This is a genomic window from Streptomyces sp. NBC_00358, assembly GCF_036099295.1.
Taxonomy (GTDB): domain Bacteria; phylum Actinomycetota; class Actinomycetes; order Streptomycetales; family Streptomycetaceae; genus Streptomyces.
On record NZ_CP107976.1, the window covers coordinates 302,399 to 319,946 of the forward strand.

The 17,548-nt window shown below is 67.7% G+C and carries 16 protein-coding genes and 3 pseudogenes; 12 read left to right on the forward strand and 7 right to left on the reverse strand.

What is annotated here, in order from left to right:
* The first annotated feature begins 129 nt into the window (after positions 1-129).
* The 3 genes from OHT01_RS01480 to OHT01_RS01490 all read left to right on the forward strand — a co-directional run bounded on the left by OHT01_RS01480 (position 130) and on the right by OHT01_RS01490 (position 3,337).
* Positions 130-1,446, forward strand: coding sequence for an ABC transporter substrate-binding protein (locus OHT01_RS01480; protein ID WP_328551251.1), 1,317 nt, complete (start codon positions 130-132; stop codon positions 1,444-1,446).
* 74 nt (positions 1,447-1,520) lie between these two features.
* Positions 1,521-2,489 (forward strand): carbohydrate ABC transporter permease, encoded by a 969-nt coding sequence (locus OHT01_RS01485; protein ID WP_443043348.1) that lies wholly within the window; start codon positions 1,521-1,523, stop codon positions 2,487-2,489.
* Positions 2,486-3,337 carry a carbohydrate ABC transporter permease gene (locus OHT01_RS01490; protein ID WP_328551252.1) on the forward strand — a complete coding sequence of 284 codons (852 nt, stop codon included), beginning with the start codon at positions 2,486-2,488 and terminating at the stop codon, positions 3,335-3,337. Before OHT01_RS01485 ends, OHT01_RS01490 begins: the two co-directional genes overlap by 4 nt.
* A 389-nt stretch (positions 3,338-3,726) precedes the next feature.
* Here OHT01_RS01490 and OHT01_RS40135 read toward each other — a convergent pair.
* From OHT01_RS40135 to OHT01_RS01505, 4 genes and pseudogenes are all read right to left on the reverse strand, one after another.
* Positions 3,727-3,950 (reverse strand): annotated as a pseudogene (locus OHT01_RS40135) (hypothetical protein); the annotation flags it as partial.
* Positions 3,951-5,492: 1,542 nt separating this feature from the next.
* The gene (locus OHT01_RS01495; RefSeq protein WP_328551253.1) at positions 5,493-6,188 is read right to left on the reverse strand and encodes a DUF899 domain-containing protein; all 696 of its coding nucleotides are present in this window, start codon (positions 6,186-6,188) and stop codon (positions 5,493-5,495) included.
* Positions 6,189-7,015: 827 nt separating this feature from the next.
* On the reverse strand, positions 7,016-7,612 hold the full coding sequence (locus OHT01_RS01500) for an NADPH-dependent F420 reductase (RefSeq protein WP_328551254.1): 597 nt from the start codon (positions 7,610-7,612) through the stop codon (positions 7,016-7,018).
* 41 nt (positions 7,613-7,653) lie between these two features.
* On the reverse strand, positions 7,654-8,472 hold the full coding sequence (locus OHT01_RS01505; protein ID WP_328551255.1) for an inositol monophosphatase family protein: 819 nt from the start codon (positions 8,470-8,472) through the stop codon (positions 7,654-7,656).
* Positions 8,473-8,609: 137 nt separating this feature from the next.
* Here OHT01_RS01505 and OHT01_RS01510 point away from each other — a divergent pair, with 137 nt between their 5' ends.
* Both OHT01_RS01510 and OHT01_RS01515 read left to right on the forward strand, forming a co-directional pair.
* A complete protein-coding gene (locus OHT01_RS01510) occupies positions 8,610-9,515 on the forward strand; it encodes a LysR family transcriptional regulator (protein ID WP_328551256.1) in 906 nt (301 codons plus the stop codon).
* Between the two features lie 600 nt (positions 9,516-10,115).
* On the forward strand, positions 10,116-10,688 hold the full coding sequence (locus OHT01_RS01515) for a hypothetical protein (RefSeq protein WP_328551257.1): 573 nt from the start codon (positions 10,116-10,118) through the stop codon (positions 10,686-10,688).
* A 75-nt stretch (positions 10,689-10,763) separates the two neighbouring features.
* On the opposite strand, the gene OHT01_RS01520 is transcribed toward OHT01_RS01515, so the two are convergent.
* Entirely contained in the window at positions 10,764-11,300 is a 537-nt protein-coding gene (locus OHT01_RS01520) for a DUF4240 domain-containing protein (RefSeq protein WP_328551258.1), read from the reverse strand.
* A gap of 284 nt (positions 11,301-11,584) precedes the next feature.
* Between OHT01_RS01520 and OHT01_RS01525 the strand changes: the two are divergent.
* Positions 11,585-11,740: pseudogene (locus OHT01_RS01525) on the forward strand (IS630 family transposase); the annotation flags it as partial.
* Here the strand turns inward: OHT01_RS01525 and OHT01_RS01530 are convergent.
* On the reverse strand, positions 11,741-11,980 hold the full coding sequence (locus tag OHT01_RS01530) for a hypothetical protein (protein WP_328551259.1): 240 nt from the start codon (positions 11,978-11,980) through the stop codon (positions 11,741-11,743). It lies immediately after the preceding pseudogene.
* Positions 11,981-12,249: 269 nt separating this feature from the next.
* On the opposite strand from OHT01_RS01530, the gene pnuC reads away from it, so the two are divergent.
* From pnuC to OHT01_RS01550, 4 genes are all read left to right on the forward strand, one after another.
* A complete protein-coding gene (pnuC, locus tag OHT01_RS01535; RefSeq protein WP_328551260.1) occupies positions 12,250-12,858 on the forward strand; it encodes a nicotinamide riboside transporter PnuC in 609 nt (202 codons plus the stop codon).
* Complete coding sequence (locus OHT01_RS01540) at positions 12,855-13,946, forward strand: AAA family ATPase (protein ID WP_328551261.1); 1,092 nt, start codon at positions 12,855-12,857, stop codon at positions 13,944-13,946. The genes pnuC and OHT01_RS01540 overlap by 4 nt, the downstream gene beginning before the upstream one ends.
* On the forward strand, positions 13,943-14,671 hold the full coding sequence (locus OHT01_RS01545; RefSeq protein ID WP_328551262.1) for an NUDIX hydrolase: 729 nt from the start codon (positions 13,943-13,945) through the stop codon (positions 14,669-14,671). The genes OHT01_RS01540 and OHT01_RS01545 overlap by 4 nt, the downstream gene beginning before the upstream one ends.
* Before the next feature lie 860 nt (positions 14,672-15,531).
* Positions 15,532-15,699, forward strand: a complete 168-nt coding sequence (locus OHT01_RS01550; RefSeq protein ID WP_238427035.1) for a hypothetical protein — start codon at positions 15,532-15,534, stop codon at positions 15,697-15,699.
* Between the two features lie 89 nt (positions 15,700-15,788).
* On the opposite strand, the pseudogene OHT01_RS01555 reads toward OHT01_RS01550, so the two are convergent.
* Positions 15,789-15,938, reverse strand: a pseudogene (locus OHT01_RS01555) (ATP-binding protein); the annotation flags it as partial.
* Positions 15,939-16,083: 145 nt separating this feature from the next.
* Between OHT01_RS01555 and OHT01_RS01560 the strand changes: the two are divergent.
* Both OHT01_RS01560 and OHT01_RS01565 read left to right on the forward strand, forming a co-directional pair.
* Positions 16,084-17,148 carry a tyrosine-type recombinase/integrase gene (locus tag OHT01_RS01560; RefSeq protein WP_328551263.1) on the forward strand — a complete coding sequence of 355 codons (1,065 nt, stop codon included), beginning with the start codon at positions 16,084-16,086 and terminating at the stop codon, positions 17,146-17,148.
* The gene (locus OHT01_RS01565; RefSeq protein ID WP_328551264.1) at positions 17,145-17,459 is read left to right on the forward strand and encodes a helix-turn-helix domain-containing protein; all 315 of its coding nucleotides are present in this window, start codon (positions 17,145-17,147) and stop codon (positions 17,457-17,459) included. Before OHT01_RS01560 ends, OHT01_RS01565 begins: the two co-directional genes overlap by 4 nt.
* Positions 17,460-17,548: the final 89 nt, after the last annotated feature.

Below are 17,548 nucleotides of genomic sequence, written 5' to 3' on the forward strand. Positions count from 1 at the left end.
CGCAAGCGCAGGATAACGATTACGCATCGAAGGAGAACCGTGAGCTTTACCGGTTCACTTGGCCGCTGCCATAGTGCCGCTCAGCCCACCTGGAAGCTCGAGCCGCAACCGTGGAAGGGAGCCGGGCACATGGCGAAGAAGCCTTTCTTGACCGCCGTGTTCACCGCTACGACACTGACACTCGCCGGATGCAGCGGTGCAGGGGCGCCGTCCGGAGAGGCTGCCAGCGCGCCGGCCGATCCCGGCAGCGTGTCCGGGGACATCACCGTTCTGACGCAGCGGACGGACCTGGTGCAGGACGGCACGATGAAGAAGTACGCCGCCGCGTTCAACAAGGTCTATCCGAAGGTGAAGGTGAAGTTCCAAGGCATCACCGACTACGAGGGGGAGGTCAAGATCCGGATGAACACGGAGAACTACGGCGACGTCCTCATGATCCCTGCCGCCATCTCCAAGGACGACTATCCCAAGTTCTTCGCCCCCCTGGGGAGCACCACTCAGCTCAGCAAGAAGTACCGGTTCACCGACAAGACCGGCGTGAACGGCAAGGTGTACGGCATCGCGAGCTTCGGCACCGCCAACGGCTTCGTCTACAACAAGGCCGTCTGGAAGAAGGCCGGCGTGACGCAATGGCCCGCCACTCCCGAGCAGTTCATCGCCGACCTGGGCAAGATCAAGGCGGCCACCGACTCGGTCCCGTACTACACGAACTTCAAGGACCTGTGGCCGCTGACCGCCTGGACCAACAGCCTGGGCTCGGTCAGCTGCGACCCGCAGTCGAGCAACAAGCTGGCCACGACCGACTCCCCGTGGGCGCCCGGCAGCGACCTGAACGTCATCGACACGCTGCTCTACGACATCGTGCACGACAAACTGTCCGAGAAGGACCCCACGACCACCAACTGGGAGAGCTCCAAGACCCTGATCGCCCAAGGGAAAGTCGCAAGCATGCAGCTGGGTTCCTGGGCCATCACCCAGATGCAGGACGCTGCGCGGAAGGCCGGCACCAACTCGGACGACATCGGCTTCATGCCCTTCCCCGCCCAGAAGAACGGCAAGTTCTGCGCCACCCTGCTGTCCGACTACCAGCAGGCTGTCAACGCTCACTCCAAGCACAAGGCTGCGGCCCGCGCCTGGATCGACTGGTTCACCGACAAGTCCGGGTACGCGCAGAACGAAGGGGCCGTATCAGCCCTCAAATCCGCGCCCATGCCGGACACGCTCAAGGCCTACACCGCCGCCGGCGTTCTGTTCGTGGAGCGCTCCGAGGCGGACACCGGGAAAGTCAACGCCATCGACGACGCCGCGGAGATAGGTCTGAGCAAGCCCGACTATCGCCAGAAACTGGTCGACCTGGCCCGCGGAGCGCAGAAAGGCAGTCTGGACGGCTTCCTTCGGGATCTCGACAAGCGGTGGAACGAGGCGAGGAAGACCACGGTTTCGTGAGGGTCCGCGCGGGGGCGACAGCGCGACGGCCGGCCTTTGCCGGTCTCCGCGCCCCTCGACGACGAAAGGCCGAGATGCCCGACACGACTCGCGCCCCTGCGGCGCACCTCACCCCGCCATCTCCGCGCCGCGCCATGGCCCGGGCGGCTCACGGAGCCCCGCTGCGTTCGTGGCGCTCGGCTCCGATGCACACGCTCACACCCTGGCTGTTCCTGCTGATCCCCGTCGGGCTGCTGATCACGTTCACCTATGTACCGGTGGGCAACATGATCTACTACAGCTTCACCGACTGGGACGGGGTGAGCCCTGAGCGCCATCTCACCGGCCTGCGGAACTACACGGACCTCTTCACCCGTCCTGAGCTGTTCCGTGTGTTCTTCGTCAGCCTCTACTATCTGGCGGCGTCCGCGGTCCAGATCGCCGCGGCGCTCTACTTCGCCACGGTCCTCAGTTTCGACCTGCGGCTGCGTAACCTCTTCAAGGGGATCCTGTTCTTCCCCTACCTGATCAACGGCGTGGCCATCGGGTTCGTCTTCCTGTACTTCTTCCAGGACGGCGGCACCCTCGACACCCTTTTGTCGTGGTTCGGAGCAGGCTCGGACCATGCCTGGCTCGGTGATCCCCGATCGGCGAACATCTCGTTGGCCGGCGTCTCGGTGTGGCGGTTCACCGGGCTCAACTTCGTGCTCTTCCTCGGCGCCATCCAGTCGATCCCCGGTGAGCTCTACGAGGCCGCGGAACTCGACGGAGCCAACCGGTGGAAGCAGTTCCGTCACCTGATCCTTCCCGGGATCCGGCCCGTCATCAGCCTCAGCGTCATCCTCGCCGTCTCCGGCTCACTGTCAGTGTTCGAGATCCCCTACGTCATGACCGGCGGCGCCACGGGCACCTCCACCTTCGTCATCCAGACCGTCAAGCTGGCCTTCCAGTTCAACAAGACAGGTCTGGCGTCAGCCGCCGCCGTCGTCCTGCTTCTCATCGTCCTGTTGATCACGTGGCTGCAGCGCCTCCTCGTACCCGACGACAACGTGGACCTGGTATGAGCAACCTCACCCACCGTTCCCAACGGCCCTTCATCGCCCGGACGTTCGTCTACGCCTCACTGGTCCTCGCCTCCCTCGTCGTCCTGATACCGCTCGCAGTCGTCCTCCTCACATCCTTGAAGACTCCGCGTGAAGCCGCCGACAGTGGCCGGGCGTTGAGCCTGCCCCACAACTGGCTCAACCTGCACAACTACGCCACCGCCTTCACCGACGGCCACCTGCTCATGGCACTCGGCAACACGGCCTTCATCCTTGGCTTCTCCATCACGGGCACAGTTCTGATCGGTTCCATGACCGCGTACGCCGTGGACCGCTTCGACTTCCGCGGCAAGAGGCTGGTAGTGGGCCTGTTCCTCATAGCCGCCCTCGTCCCCGGCGTGACCACCCAGGTGGCCACCTTCCAAGTGGTCAACAGCTTCGGCCTGTTCGACACCCGTCTGGCCCCCATCCTGCTGTACACGGGGACGGACATCGTGTCGATCTACATCTTCCTCCAGTTCATCAGAGGTATCCCCCGGTCCCTGGACGAGGCCGCCCGCATCGACGGCGCAAACGCACTGACCATCTACTGGAAGATCATCTTCCCGCTCCTGAAGCCGGCGGTGGCAACCGTCGTCATCGTCAAGGGGATCACCGTCTACAACGACTTCTACATCCCCTTCCTCTACATGCCCTCCGAGGAACTGGGCACAATGTCCACCGCCCTCTTCCGGTTCAAGGGCCCCTTCGGCGCTCACTGGGAGGAAATCTCCGCCGGCACAGTCCTGGTCATCCTGCCCACGCTCACCGTCTTCCTCTTCCTCCAGCGGTACATCTACAACGGCTTCGCCCGGGGAGCCACGAAGTAGACCGAGCTCGCGTGGCACACGCAGACTCAACTCGCCCAAGTCAACGCGAGCCGACCGTGGTTGGAAGCAGTGACAGCGCGGCACTCTGCCGCAGGCCACCGCCAGGATGAGACGACGAGAATCCCTGGACGTCACACTGACGGAACCCATGCTGGTGGTGGAAAAGGATCTCGGATTCACCGGTACCCATCGTGGATTGTCCGCGCGATGACCGGCGTGCAGGGCAGGTGGGGCCAGGGAACGGTCGGCAGCGCGACGATGACAACGAAGGATCCGTCGAAGCTGCGGCTACCATCTCGGCACCGTCAACCTGTCGCTCCAGGTTACGAAACCGGTCCATGGCGGCGATGTCGAGTATGAGCGCCACGGTCACGTCCAAGTACCGGTCTTCATTGGCACGCGGCAGCTCGACCAGAAGGCCAGAGGTCACCAAACGGGAGACCAACGGTCTGGGGGCGTTCGACGAGGTGGCTGCGTTCGAAACGGGATCCGGCGCGGACGACGGCGACGAGGTGAGGTGCTTGACCGCTCTCCAGCGCTCCTGGGCGGACTCGACGAGGTCACTGATCCAGTCCTGCGGCCGGAAGCACTCGGCGGAGCCCGAACCGGCTCCGCCTGCACTGCCGGCTGCCAGGACCTTCCGGCCAGGCGAGCACTCGACAGAACACGTCGCGACGTCTGCAGTGGAGTGCTGGGATGCCAGCTTCACGCTGTCAGTACGGCGGTAGCGGTAGCGATTACAAGCACAGCGGGGCAAGCTCCACAAGCTGGTCTGGCGCTGCTGAACGCACTACACGGCCGTGCGGGAAACTAGCCGAGAGGTGATCCAACACCGAGTCCCTGCTGGAGTATTGACCTACAGGGCAGAAGTGAGCAGCATACGATTGTGATCAAGCATCGTCCCGTAATTGCACAGGGCCATCATGGCAGTTGAACCACGACACGATGTGCGTCGGCTGCGTGTGCGTCTGCGCGGCTACATACTTGCCGTGTTAATCCTCGCCGGGTGGACGGTCATAGGTCACTGGTGGGTGCCTGAGCCGTGGTCAGCGAGCATAACGACCGTGGTCTTGATACTTGCGGCATTCGTGCTCACCGGCGAGATCCGCGCCTGGCGACTCCGTCGTAGCCACCGCATGTCCGACTAGTCAGAAGGTGCCCGTGCCCCACACCATCGCTGGCCGACGCCCCTGACCGCAGCCTGACGGCGGTTCATGTCGAGCAACTGGATGGTCTGCGGGCGCAGCCCCGCCGTTCCTGCCCCTGGTCACCGTGACCCCGGCGGCTCAGGGATCTTCCCCTTCGTACGGGAACCAGGCAATAGCCGGGCCGGGGAGAGTGGCCGCGTGCCACGACCGTGCCACTTCCTGCGGTCAGTCACGGTCAAGGACGGCCCGCCGCAGTCAAGATGCCCCGCTGAGCGGGGATGGCGCCACAACCGCAGTGACCTGGACGTCCTTCCGATCCACCACGTCCGCCCTTACAGCGCAGTGGTCGCGCGCTTCTTGGCAAGTCATGATCTGCCGATGGATGAGTACACAATGCCAACGCGCCGCCCCAACGTGCCGGGGCAGTCGCCGGAGGAGACCTGGGCGGCGACCGTTGCAGCCCTCCCCCTGGGGCCGCCATCGCAGGAGAGGTGATTGGACGCCAGCCCTTCGGCGTCTTTATCCGTGTCGACGGAGTTCCGGGCGCCGTGGCGCTAGCCGGGATCCTTGCCATTCCCGAGGTGATGGGATTGCCCGTGCTTGGGGCCTACGTCCGCGGTGAGGTCATCGCGTACACGGAGCACAATCACCAGGTGAGAGTTCAGCTGTACGTGCCTGGGACATCGCTCGGGTGATCACGTCCGGGCCGTCCCTGGGCCGTGCGAGGGCGCTCGGCAGTGACCGGCGGCGACAACCAGTGACAGATCAGCTACGAGCAGCGGCGGCGAACGGCCAGGTCACGCCCCCGGGACCGAACGGGTTTGAGGGCTGTCTTGCACGCGGTGCCGGTCGACCCCGAGGCAGCCGAGCAATGGGCGAAGGATCGCCTGACCAGCCGCTGAACGCTCTGGTCGGCTTCCAGCCCCCTCCGTGCCGCCTGCACCGGCCCCGCCGGCGGGCCGCGCTGCCCGGGCCCGCCGGCGAGGTGGCCAAGCCATGCAGGTCGTTCAGCCGCCGCCAGAGCCCAAGCCATAGAGCGCAGCGATGTCTTCGGACGTCGCCCACCGACTGTAGGTGGGCGACTGAGGCCATCCCTCGGGCGAATCCTGCCATTCCTCCTGCCGTCCGTACGGCAGGAGGTCGATCAGCGCGAAGGTGTGACTGAGCTGCTCAGTACCCCGACCGTTGGTGTGCCAGGTGCGATAGACGGAGTCGCCGTCGCGCAGGAACACGTTGACCGCGAATCCTCCGTCGGGCGGTGCGCCGACGTCGGCCCCGAACGAGCTGTTGGCAGTCGAGTACCACGTCATCTGGTTGCCGACCCGCTGCTTGTAGGCGAGTGCCTCTTTGATCGGGCCCTGGGTGACGATGACGAATCGCGCATCGTAGTTGTCCAGGAACCCCAGGCGGGTGTATTGCGAGGTGAACCCCGTGCAGCCCGAGCACTGCCAATCCTTGCCCGCGAACCACATGTGGTTGTAGACGATCAGTTGCCTCTTGCCTTCGAAGACGTCCGCCAGCCGAACGGGGCCGTCCTCGCCCTCCAGGGTGTAGTCGGGCATCTCGACCATCGGCAGGCGACGACGCTCGGCGGCGACGGCGTCAAGCTCCCGCGTCGCGGCCTTCTCCCGGGCTCGCAGCGCCTCGAGTTGGCGATCCCAAGTTGCGGCGTCGACGACGGGTGGTAGTGCGTGGGTAGTCATGGTCCCCTCACAGAGCTCGTGCGCAGCTTTCGCTTGTGCGGAGGTAGACCCCACCGGGCCCAGGAACTCATCGGTCGGCACAGGGGAATGCGACTGACGCGGTGGATCCACCGACGCACTCTGGCCGAGATCACCGCTGAAGAACTGGCGCGTCCTCGGCAACGAACCCACCGACCCGAAGTGGGCGTCCGCGCTGGTGAGGGCCCTGCTGGTACTGACGAACCGCGAAGTCGCCCGCTGACCGACCATCTGCCATAGCGCGCCATCGATGGTCGGCCGGACGGCTTCTCGATGCGATCCGGGCCTGGTGCAAGTTCGGTTGACTGGTTGTGCCGAGGTGAGTGGGACTGGTCAAAGCGGTCCGATGGACACCAGCGAGCCAAGTGGCTTGTCACGCAATCCGATTTGGCAGCACTTGTGTCACCGACTGGGGAAGGCTGCGCGACAGACCCGACAGTTCATTGGATCAGGTCGGTGTGTGGACTGCTCGGCAGAGGTCGGGCAGACGTGGAGCTGCATATTGTCCGTGCTGCCGACTTCGACGTTTGGTCGGCGCCGGTGCCTGGCCAGAGCGATGACGGGTCAAAGCACCGATCGTGGGTCGGCGTGGGTCCACCCGGGCCCTGAGTGGCCGGCTGGGCCACGGCAGGTACCGGCGGGCGGCTCCGCAAGGGCGTCCGCCGTGAGATAGCCGTTCCCGGTGTGAGGCCGAAGGCCACCGGAAGGGCCACGGGTCGCCGTCCGACGCCGGACCGTTGGCCCCGCCCCCGGCTCCGCAGCCGTATCCATTCTGGACGAGGGCCCGCGGGCGGTGAATTGCGTGCGGATCAGCGAGTGATCGAGATCGCGAAGGGCGTGAATCCGCTGGACCGAATCACGTGCGGTACGAACAGAATCGCGGCCTCCGTGGCGCGGGCGGTCTGGATCCCGCCGAGGTCGGTGATCCACTCCTTGCGCCAGCCGAGGTCGAGGAGCAGTTCGCGGACGGTCTGCTTGGCCTGCTGGTCGTCGCCGGAGAGGAAGGCATCGGGCGCCCGGGTGAGGGTGGCGGGCGCGGTCATCACCGGGAAGAGCATGGTGTTGAGTGTCTTGACGACGTGCGTTTCGGGGAGCGCTTCCTGGAGTTGCTCGGCAAGGCTTGAGCCGGGGTAGAGCAGGTCGGCAGGCAGTCCGTCGGGGCCGTCGACGGTGGCGTTGGAGACGTCGACGAGGATCTTGCCGCGCAGTTCCTCTCGCAGGGCGGCAAGCCGGTCGAGCGAGCCGGCGCCCGGGGTGGCGTTGATGACGATCCGGGCTGTCCGGGCAGCGTCGGCGGCGGCGCCTGGAGCGCGGTTCGCCACTGTCACCTCATGCCCTGCCCGGGTGAGGGCTGTGGCCAGGTTGCCGCCGACGCGGCCGTTTCCGAGAACTGCGATCGTGGTCATGGTGATCTGGTCCTTTCGTGCGTGCAGGTTGTGGTGCGTGGTCAACGGGAGAGCGTGGCGACGGCCTCGGCATGGACACCGGGCGCAGCGGCCAGGAAGCTCTCGCTCTGCGGGGTCCAGGGGCGGCCCTCGGCGTCGGAGATCTCCCCGCCGGCCTCGGTGACGAGCAGCGCCCCCGGCAGCAGGTCCGCGCGGGCGCCGGAGTACTGCCAGAAGGCGTCGATCCGGCCGGCGGCCACGTTCAGCAGGTGCAGGGTCGCGGGTACGGCGGCGCGGACGACGAGCGCGTCGAAGAGCATCGCGGTGATCGAGGAGCCGACGCGCCGTACGACCTTCTCGTCCTCGTCCGGCCGGGCCTGGCTTGTGGCCACGATGCCCAGAGCGAGGTCCGCGGTCCGGGAGACCTGCAGTGGCCGGCCGTCGAGGTGGGCGCCCGCGCCTGCGAGCGCGGTGTAGGTCTCGCCGGTCAGCGGCAGGTGGACCACGGTGAGCACCGGCTGGTTCTCACGCACGAGGGTGGCGGTCACCGCCCACTCCGGAAGGGCGTGCAGGTGGTTGACGTTTCCTTCTGCCGGATCCACGACCCACCACTCGCCGGGCGGCAGCGCCCCGCCGTCCAGCTCGTCCTCCACCCAGCCGGCGTTCGGGCGCAGGCGCGTGAGGCCGGGGCGCAGGATGGCGAGGGCCGTGTCGTCGTTGGCGGCGAGGGCGCGCATCAGCTCTTCGCGGGTCTCGTAGCGGACCACCTCGCCGAAGCGCTCGCGCAGCGCGGATCCGGCAGCGCGCACGACGATGGCGGTCTGGCTGAGCAGGTCGGCGTCGGGGGCGGCGACGTCGGTGGTCTGAAGCGTTTCGGACATGGCGGTACTCCCGTGTGAGGAGGGGTGATGAGGCTGGTCGGGCCAGGCGGTGCGTTCCGTCTTGCGCTCTCACCTCGAAGGTATAGAGCCCCTTCATTAACTTCAAATGCATGTCAAGCACGGCTAGGATTACTCGCATGCAATTGGATTTGAACCTGCTCACCGCCCTCGACGCGCTGCTGGAGGAGGGGAGTGTGACCGGGGCGGCCGCACGCCTGCACGTCACCGCCCCCGCGATGAGCCGGAGTCTGGGCCGAATCCGGCACGTGACCGGGGATCAGATCCTGGTGCGCACGGGGCGCACGATGACCCCGACGCCGTATGCGATCGCCGTCCGGGAACAGGTGCACGAGCTGCTGCACCAGGTCCACGGTGTACTGGCACCGAGCCGTGAACTCGACCTGGCAACGTTGGAGCGCACTTTCACCCTCCGCTGGCACGACTCCCTGGTCGCCATGAGTGGCCCCGCCCTGCTCACGGCCGTTCGCGGACAGGCTCCAGGCGTGCGCTTGCGCTTCGTCGCGGAATCGGGCACCGACACCCCCGAGTTGCGGCGCGGCGAGGTCGACCTGGAGGCGAACGCCAACCGCCCCGGCGCACCGGACATCCGTGCCGAGAACGTGGGCGAGACCCGCCTCGTCATCGTCGTGAGGCGGGGGCACCCACTCACCCGCGTCAGGACCCTCACGGCAAAGCAATACGCCGCCGCCGAGCACGTCACCGTCTCACGACGTGGCAACCTCAGTAATGCCCTCGACGACGCCCTCACGCGGCTCGGCCTCACCCGCCGTGTGGTGGCGACCGCGCCCACGGAAGCGACCGCCTTCGAGTTCGCGCGTGGCTCCGATCTCCTGATCAGCGTCCCAGAAGCCACCACGCGCTCCACAGTCGCCGACCTCGGCCTGGTCGTCCTCCCCCTCCCCCTCGAACTGCCGTCGGCACCGGTATACCTGTCATGGCATCAGCGTTACGACACCGACCGCGCCCACGCCTGGCTGCGCGGCCTGGCGCGAACCGCGCTGGCCGTGTGCGAGGCGCCGTAGTCGGCGTCGTCAGGCCGCTTCACCCATGCGTCCACGCGACCACCTTGATCTCGCACGGCCGGCCGCCGCGCGGGACCCCGCAGTGGTTCACCAGGCTCCGGTGGGGGGCGTACCCGACCACCTGAAGGCGGTCGCGAAGGCCCGAGTTCGCCGAGGATGCCCGCGATGAGGAGACGGTGGCGGTCTTCGAAAGATGGTGGTCGACCGGCTGATCGCGCGCTGGGAGGCCCACCTGCTAGAGAAGACGCTGTGGCGGACGCTCTACGAGACGGGATCTCGCCGGGCGCCGGACCCCGGTGAACGTCAAGGGCAGCCGGGCGCGCGAGGGCTTCGTGCCGGAGACCGTCTACGGCCTCTGGTGAGCTCGCGTGTTCAGGTGTCGGGTATTCGTGGCCGAGCCCAGACGGAGCTCGCGCTGAGTGATCTGCGCGAGCTCGGCGGTGCCCCGCAGTCTGCTGGTCGGCGGTTGGCGGTTGGCGGTTGGCGGTTGGCGGTTGGCGGTTGGCGGTTGGCGGTTGGCGGTTGGCGGTTGGCGGTTGGCGGTTGGCGGTTGCCATGATGGGCGGCTGTAAGTTCTCAGGTGTTTCTGGAGGTGCGGCCGTGGCGTTCGAGACCGAAGCCGATTTCGGACTCGCCGAACGCGATGAGTGGTCTTATGCGCCGGCAGTCGGCGTCGGACCGCTCCGGTTCGGCATGACCGTCGACGAAGTGGTCGAGGCGGCTGAGATCCTCGGCCGGACGGAGGTCAGCGATTGTGTACGGGACTACGCGATCTTCTCGCCGACTTGGAAGATCGAAGTACACCGTCACGGGGTGGCTTCTCAGCCTGCTGTCACGGCCTATGTGAGTCAAGGCGTGGGGCTGTTCTGCGTCGCCGCCGACGCTGGGCAGGGCCCCCAGGTCGCGTTCGACGGACTCCCGCTGGTCGGGCGAGACCTGTCGGAGCTGGAAAGCGATGCAATCGCGTATGCCGAGGCGATGGGCGTGCACCTTCGCTACACGCCCGAGGGCTACGCAGGACCGGATGACCCCGGGGTCCTCATGCGCGGGCAACTCGTCGGGCGGGTTCTCCGCTCGCGTCCGCTGTTCATGGTGACGCGTGACGGCGCGAATACGGAATGGGACTCGGTGCCCTCCGACGAGTACCACGTCAAGGGCAAGCCCATGGCCTGAGGTGGTGTGACGGACAGTGATGCTCGGGACTCCCCCGCCGCTGTTTGACCTCGCATTGTGACTGCGGGTTTCCGCCTACTCCAGATGGAGAGCTGCCAAGCGGGGCAGTCGGCGAGTCATTTCGTTGTGGTCATCGAAAGCGAAGTTCCAGGTGGGGTCGAGCTCCGGGTAGCGGATGGTGGGTGGGCTCGCGGGAAGCTGATCACCAGTCGCCGAGATGTGTGCGTTCCAGGCGATGCCCAGCATGTCCTCACCCTCCAGGTCGACGCCGTCGGCCGCGCAGGCTTGAACGATGGGCAGTTCTGCCAGGGCATCGGGGTCGGCGACTGCGAGCTCGAAGACTTCACGGCCCTGAGCGATCAGCCAGCCGCGGAAGTAGTCGAAGCCGTCGTCAGAGCACCCACCGTTGGCGATGTAGGCAGCGGCCCACAGAGGATTGGTGTAGGAATCAACCATCAGGTCCCACAACACTTGCTCAGCGGCGACGATCTCCTCGACCGGCCGGGAGGCCAGTAGCGAGGTCGCATTGCGCGCGACCGCTTCGCCGTCGTTCGGGTCGGTCGCCTGGTTGCGGGCTGCCTCAATGAGCTGCCAGAACTGCTTTTTGTTCATGGAGGCAGAGCCTGTCACCTGGCACTGACATCGCCGGTTGCGGGCGCTTGGCCCGTAAGAGCAGCCACGTCGCTCCTGTCAGCGTGTGTGATCGCCGGGGGCGATCGGCTCCAGGTTCACCGACTTCGGTGACCAGGCGGCTGGCAGTCTTGTCGTGGTGGCCCAGCGCCCTTCGCGATGATGGGTGCCGGGGCTTCGAGGACAAGCTGGCGGATCGCGGAGGTGCTGCCGCGCTGCGGCGGAACGCCGAACTTTCGTGTGCAGCAGTTGGTGCCCGACAGCGCAACCACACGGTCCAGACCCGGGCTCTGCACGCCGACCTGCGATGGCGCAACAAGAACGCCCGTCACCCCGACGTCCTCGCCGCCCAGCGGAAGGAGCGTGCTCGCATCCGCAGGGGGAAGGGCATCCGTCGGGGCGGACGATCGCTCGCCGCGTGATCAGTCGCTGACGTTCAAGGTCGCGTACTCCCGCACGCCGAGCCCGGCCAGCACGGAACGAACCCGTTCCAGTGCCACCCCGCGATCGAGGCTTCCCTCGATCTCCAGGTCGAGATGACAACGTCCCGCCCCGCTGCCCGCGCCCGTGATCTCCCCGTCGGGACCGAACACGGTGTCCAACGCTTCCTCGACCTCATCTCGGTCGATGGGCAGACCGGCGAAGACGATCTCAACGAACATCGCGTTCCTCCTCTCCGGCCCGGCGAACCATACCGGTCACGGCACCAGACAGGGGCTCCCCGATGAGGACGGCCCCACCAACAGGCCGCTCCCGCAAGCGGCTTCGCGCACCTCGCGGGCCGCGCCCGGACACCATAGGGGCAGGCCCCTGGCCCGGTGCACTCCCCCGCTGCGCGGTGACGTGGCGGCGCCCCAGGCGTCACTGGTTTCTCCCTTGCCTCCATCCGCTCACCCTATTTATAGTCATGGCGACCATTAAGGAGTCGTCCATGAACTGGAACCTCAGCTGGACCGAAGCGCTCGGCTTCGCCACCGGCGCCGTCTGCGTCTGGCTGGTGGCCCGTCAGCACATCGCCAACTGGCCCGTCGGCATCGCCAACAACGTCTTCTTCATCGTGCTCTTCCTGCAGGCCGGCCTGTACGCCGACGCCGGCCTCCAGGTCGTCTTCATCGCGCTGGCCGTCTTCGGCTGGTGGACCTGGGCCCGCGACCGCGGAACCGCGACCGCCGGCGCCCTGCCGGTGCGCCGCACCACGGGTGCCGAATGGGCCTGGCTCGCCGCCGCCGGAGTGCTGGGCACCGGCGCCCTCACCCTGCTGCTGGACCGGGCCACCGACTCCACCGTCCCCTTCTGGGACGCGCTCACCACCGCCCTCTCCCTGACGGCCACCTACGGCCAGTGCCGCAAGCTGCTGGAGTCCTGGTGGCTGTGGATCGCCGCCGACCTGGTCTACATCCCGCTGTACGCCTACAAGGGCCTGTACTTGACCTCGCTTCTGTACGTCGGCTTCCTCGCCCTGTGCGTGGCCGGCCTCCTCGGCTGGCGGCGCAGCCTCGCGGGCGTCGCCCCCCGCCCCGCCACGGCGGTGACCGCATGAGCGCCGCCACCCGCCCGTACGAGCACGGCCTGGTGCTCGGCAAGTTCTATCCGCCGCACGCCGGCCACCACCACCTCGTCCGCACCGCCCTCGCGCAGTGCGACCGGCTGACCGTCCTGGTCTGCGCCGCCTCCGTGGAGTCGGTACCGCTCGCAGACCGGGTGGCGTGGATGCGCGAGGCCCACCCGGAGGCCGAGATCGTCGGCGCCGTCGACGACCACGCCGTCGACCTGCACGACCCCGCGGTGTGGGACGCCCATATGGCCGTCTTCCGCTCCGCTGTTCCGAAGCCGGTCGACGCCGTGTTCACCTCCGAGTCGTACGGCGCCGAGCTGGCCCGCCGGTTCGACGCGGCCGAGGTCAGCGTGGACCTGGACCGCACCACGTACCCGGTCTCCGGCACGGCCGTACGCAAGGACCCGGTGGGCTGCTGGCCGTTCCTCGGTCCGGGCGTGCGCGGCGCCCTCGCCCGGCGCGTGGCCGTCCTCGGCGCCGAGTCCACCGGCACCACCACCCTCTCCCGAGCTCTCGCCGACCACTACCGCGCGCGCGGCGGCGTCTGGACGGACACCGGCTGGGTGGCCGAGTACGGTCGCGCCTACAGCGAGGAGAAGCTCGCCACTCTTCGGGCGGCCGACCCCGAAGCCGACTGGGCGGACGTGGAGTTCACCTCTGAGGAGTTCCCCGTCATCGCGCGCCGCCAGGACGATGACGAACAGCGGGCGGCCCGCGGCGGTTCCCCCGTGCTCTTCTGCGACACCGACTCCTTCGCCACCGCGATCTGGCACGAGCGCTACCTCAACGCGCCCAGCCCCGAGGTGATGGCCGTCGCCGCCCGCACCCCGCGCCACCTGTACCTGCTCACCGACCATGAGGGCGTGCCCTTCGAGGACGACGGCCTGCGCGACGAGCCGCACCTGCGCCCGTGGATGACCGGCCGGTTCCGGGAGGAACTGGAGCGCACCGGCCGCCGGTTCCTGCTGGTCACCGGCAGTCCCGAGGAGCGGTTGCGCACCGCTGTGGCGGCGGTGGACGGCCTGCTCGCCGAGGGCTGGCACTTCGCAGACCCGCTCCCGGAGCACCGGTGACGGCCGCCCCGTACGACCCGTCCGCGTACGAGCCCTTCTCGGTGACCGTCGACCTCGCCGTGCTCACCGTGCGCGCCGCCGTCCTGCACGTACTGCTGATCCGGCGCGGCCAGGATCCGTACGCGGGGTCCTGGGCTCTGCCCGGCGGCTTCCTGCTTCCCCGCGAGTCGGCCGAGGAGGCCGCCCGCCGCGAACTCGCCGAGGAGACCGGCCTGGCGCCGTCCCTGGTCGACGGCCTCCATCTGGAGCAGGTACGCACCTACAGCGACCCGGACCGCGACCCGCGGATGCGGGTGGTCTCCGTGGCCTTCGCCGCGCTGGTCCCCGATCTGCCCGAACCCGCGGCCGGCGGCGACGCCGCCCAGGCCCGCTGGGTGCCGCTCGCCGAGGCCGAGGCCGCCGCCCTCGCCTTCGACCACGACCGTATCCTCGCCGATGCCAGCGATCAGGTCCGATCCCGGCTGGAGTACACCTGCCTGGCCACCGCCTTCTGCCCGCCCGAGTTCACCCTCGGCGAGTTGCGGGCCGTCTACGAGACCGTCTGGGACACCGGCCTCGACCGCCCCAACTTCCGACGCAAGGTGCTCGCCACCCCCGGCTTCGTGGAGGCCGTCCCCGGCGGCGCCCGCCTGACCGGCGGCCGCGGCAAACCCGCCGCCCTCTACCGCGCCGGTACGGCCACCGCCCTGCACCCGCCCCTGCTGCGACCGGAAGGCCCCCGATAACACCCGCGTACACCGGCCGACGCCCCGCCGAGAACCACTCGGACTCGAAGTTCAAGATCGGGCCACCAGTACGAAGGGGGCGGCTGATGCACGGCCGAGGATGGAAGTTGGCCCTGATCGCGGCCGCGGCGGTGCTGTCGGTCTCCGCGTGCGTGGGCTGGGGCGGCTACCCGCCGGCGAAGAACGTCCACGAATCTCAACTCATAGGCACCTGGCGCGCCCGAGATTGCGGCACCACAGTGGTCTTGCACCCAGAGGGAGCGGCATCCGCCACCGGCATCCCTACCGAGATGGAACTCGACTCCAAGGTCACGCACAGGGTCAACGGGGACGGCACCTGGAGGATCGACGAGGTCGGCGGTGAGCAGCAACTCGACGTAGCCATGGGGTACGTGGCTTTGTTCATGTTCAGCAGCAGCGTTTGTCTGCCGGTTTGGGCGTCAGTTGGTGATCACTGGGTCTCGGAATGTTCACGAGAGATAGCGTCAGCGCATGGACCAGCGCGGCCTGGACCGCTGGCTCGGGTGTCAGGGGGACATGTTGGCGCCCCGGAAAGACGTTCGCCGCCTGCCGTCTAACCTCTCCTCTTGAGGGGTGGGATTATGGAAAAGTCGATCTTGGTTGAGTCCATCAGGTACTCCGCCGTGTGCCAGGGGTGCGGTGCCGAGGCGGAGTGGTGCGGTGTTCAGGCGCTGGTGGGTGAGGCCCTGCGGTGGGATGTTGAGTCGACGTGTCCAGCCTGCGGGTTTGCCCTGGCTGTGTGTGACGGTGACCTGCCGGAGGAATTGCGTGGCCGACTGCTCTCCGAGCACGGGCGGGCAAGGCTGCGGGTAGCCCCGCCGACGAGGAACGCCGCCATCATGCGGGTGCTGCGGGCCGAACTCGGCATCGGCCTGGACGGCGTCCGGGCCGTGCTGGAGCAGGTCTTGACCGGGCAGTACTCAGGGACCCTGCCCGAGATGGAGCTCCTGGCGCGGAAGCTGCGGGCATCAGGCATCGAGGCGGCCGCTTCGCGGACGGTGGATTGAGTGAGCCTGCCGGGCGGAACGACTGGGTTCGGCGAGGCCGGCCCGCCGCCCGGAGGGCGGCGGGCCGTCGAGGTAGGCAGTGGCAGGGATCAGCCGGCCTTGGCTGCCTCCTCGGCGCGGGCTCGGGTGCTGGCGAGGCGGTAGGAGTCGGTGCCGGTCTCGATGATGGTGCCGTTGAAGGTGAGACGGTCGACGATGGCCGCGCAGAGGCGGGGGTCGGTGAACGTCTTGGTCCAGCCATCTGGGGCTGGCACTTGTTCCCTCACAAGAGTTGCTGCTGCCACCTGGCCGTATCCGCCTCCTGCGGTCCTCGTTGGTTCTCGTGGCAGTGCCCCGGTTTTCGAGGTGCTGCCTGAACAGTTCAGGTGCGAGGAAGGTGTGCCGGTGGCCGAGGCGAGACTGCAGGTCATCACGGGCGGGGCTGTCCCGCAGGAACCGCTGGTCACCGACCCATGGCAGTTCCAGATCGCATGCGTCGACGCGTTCGTGGCCTCTTGGCGGGCCCGCGGGTTCAGCCCGGTGACCATTGACAACGACATCGGACTGTTGGAGCGGACGCTGAAGGCTCTGGGGCGGCCCGCGTGGGAGGTGACGCCGGAGGACATCGACCGCGTGGTCGGTGATCTGGCCCTCCAGGGCCGCAAGACCTCGACCCGGCGCGAGTATGTGCAGATCTTCAAGGGCTTTCACCGGTTCCTGCAGGCCCGCAAGGCGGTCGAGATCGAGGCCGCGTTCGGCGTCCGGCTGGTCTGCCCGGTCGACGAGTTCAACGCTTCGCGGCATGTAGGCGACGACTCTCCGGCCCTGCTGCCGCCGCCGACGCCGGAACGAGTTGGTGAGTTCTTCGACTTCATGAAGCAGCGGATCGCGACCGCGCGAAAGTACGGACCCGCGGCCCGGGACTATGCGATGTTCCGGACGCTGTATCACGCCGGACTCCGCTCGGAGGAGGCATCGCTGCTGGAGAAGCCGGACCTCCACTTCTCCCGCGGCCCGTTCGGCAAGCTCCACGTCCGCTTCGGCAAAGGTGCCCACACCTCCGGACCGCGACCACGCTGGGTGCCTATGCTCGATGGCCTCGACCTGGTGCTGCGGTGGTTCCTGGAAGACGTACGGCCCAAGTTCCCCGACTCGCCCGTACTGTTCGCCGACGAGTCCGGCGGCAACCTCCACCGCGGAACCATCCGCAACCGGCTGCGGTATCTCATGGAACTCGAAGGACGACCATCGGCTGACCGGTTCAGTCCTCATGCCCTGCGGCGGGCATGCGCGACCCACAACTACGAACGCGGCGTCGACCTCGTGGCGATCCAGCAGTTGCTGGGGCACTGGACAGTCAGTTCGACCATGCGATACGTCCGGCCCTCCGCGATGTTCATCGAGGACGCCTATCAACGGGCAGTGGCCAGCACCCTGGCCGAGCTGAGCGGGAAGGACACCATCGCATGAAGATCCAATGGCGGCTGCGGATGGCCGCCGCCCAGCGCGAGGTGTGGACCGGAACCGAGCTGCGGCGGCTACTGGCCGAGAAAGCCGGCCTGGAGCTGTCCTCCGCATCGGTCTCCGCACTGTTCACCAAGGAGCCCTCGCAGGTGAAGATGACCACCCTGGCAGCCTTGTGCACCGCACTGGAGTGCACCCCCAACGACCTCATCGAGGTCGACACCACCCCCGTCCAGCGGCCGATCGCCCCGCCCCGGCCCGTGGCTGACCTCCCGAAGGCCGCGTCCTCCCGGGGCCGGTCGATGCCGCCCCTGTGACGGGCGGCCGCGATGGGCAAGAAGCAACGCGACTGCATCAGCTGCGGTGCCCCAGTCGGCTATCTCGACCGACCACACTGCTGCCGGTG

Bases quoted from the DNA above. Each gene is read 5' to 3' on its own strand.
- pnuC (WP_328551260.1), top strand. From the start codon at position 12,250: ATGAACTGGAACCTCAGCTGGACCGAAGCGCTCGGCTTCGCCACCGGC.
- OHT01_RS01505 (WP_328551255.1), bottom strand. From the start codon at position 8,472: ATGTCCGAAACGCTTCAGACCACCGACGTCGCCGCCCCCGACGCCGAC.
- OHT01_RS01500 (WP_328551254.1), bottom strand. From the start codon at position 7,612: ATGACCACGATCGCAGTTCTCGGAAACGGCCGCGTCGGCGGCAACCTG.
- OHT01_RS01520 (WP_328551258.1), bottom strand. From the start codon at position 11,300: ATGAACAAAAAGCAGTTCTGGCAGCTCATTGAGGCAGCCCGCAACCAG.
- OHT01_RS01565 (WP_328551264.1), top strand. From the start codon at position 17,145: ATGAAGATCCAATGGCGGCTGCGGATGGCCGCCGCCCAGCGCGAGGTG.
- OHT01_RS01550 (WP_238427035.1), top strand. From the start codon at position 15,532: ATGCGGGTGCTGCGGGCCGAACTCGGCATCGGCCTGGACGGCGTCCGG.
- OHT01_RS01510 (WP_328551256.1), top strand. From the start codon at position 8,610: ATGCAATTGGATTTGAACCTGCTCACCGCCCTCGACGCGCTGCTGGAG.
- OHT01_RS01530 (WP_328551259.1), bottom strand. From the start codon at position 11,980: ATGTTCGTTGAGATCGTCTTCGCCGGTCTGCCCATCGACCGAGATGAG.
- OHT01_RS01495 (WP_328551253.1), bottom strand. From the start codon at position 6,188: ATGACTACCCACGCACTACCACCCGTCGTCGACGCCGCAACTTGGGAT.
- OHT01_RS01490 (WP_328551252.1), top strand. From the start codon at position 2,486: ATGAGCAACCTCACCCACCGTTCCCAACGGCCCTTCATCGCCCGGACG.
- OHT01_RS01485 (WP_443043348.1), top strand. From the start codon at position 1,521: ATGCCCGACACGACTCGCGCCCCTGCGGCGCACCTCACCCCGCCATCT.
- OHT01_RS01480 (WP_328551251.1), top strand. From the start codon at position 130: ATGGCGAAGAAGCCTTTCTTGACCGCCGTGTTCACCGCTACGACACTG.
- OHT01_RS01540 (WP_328551261.1), top strand. From the start codon at position 12,855: ATGAGCGCCGCCACCCGCCCGTACGAGCACGGCCTGGTGCTCGGCAAG.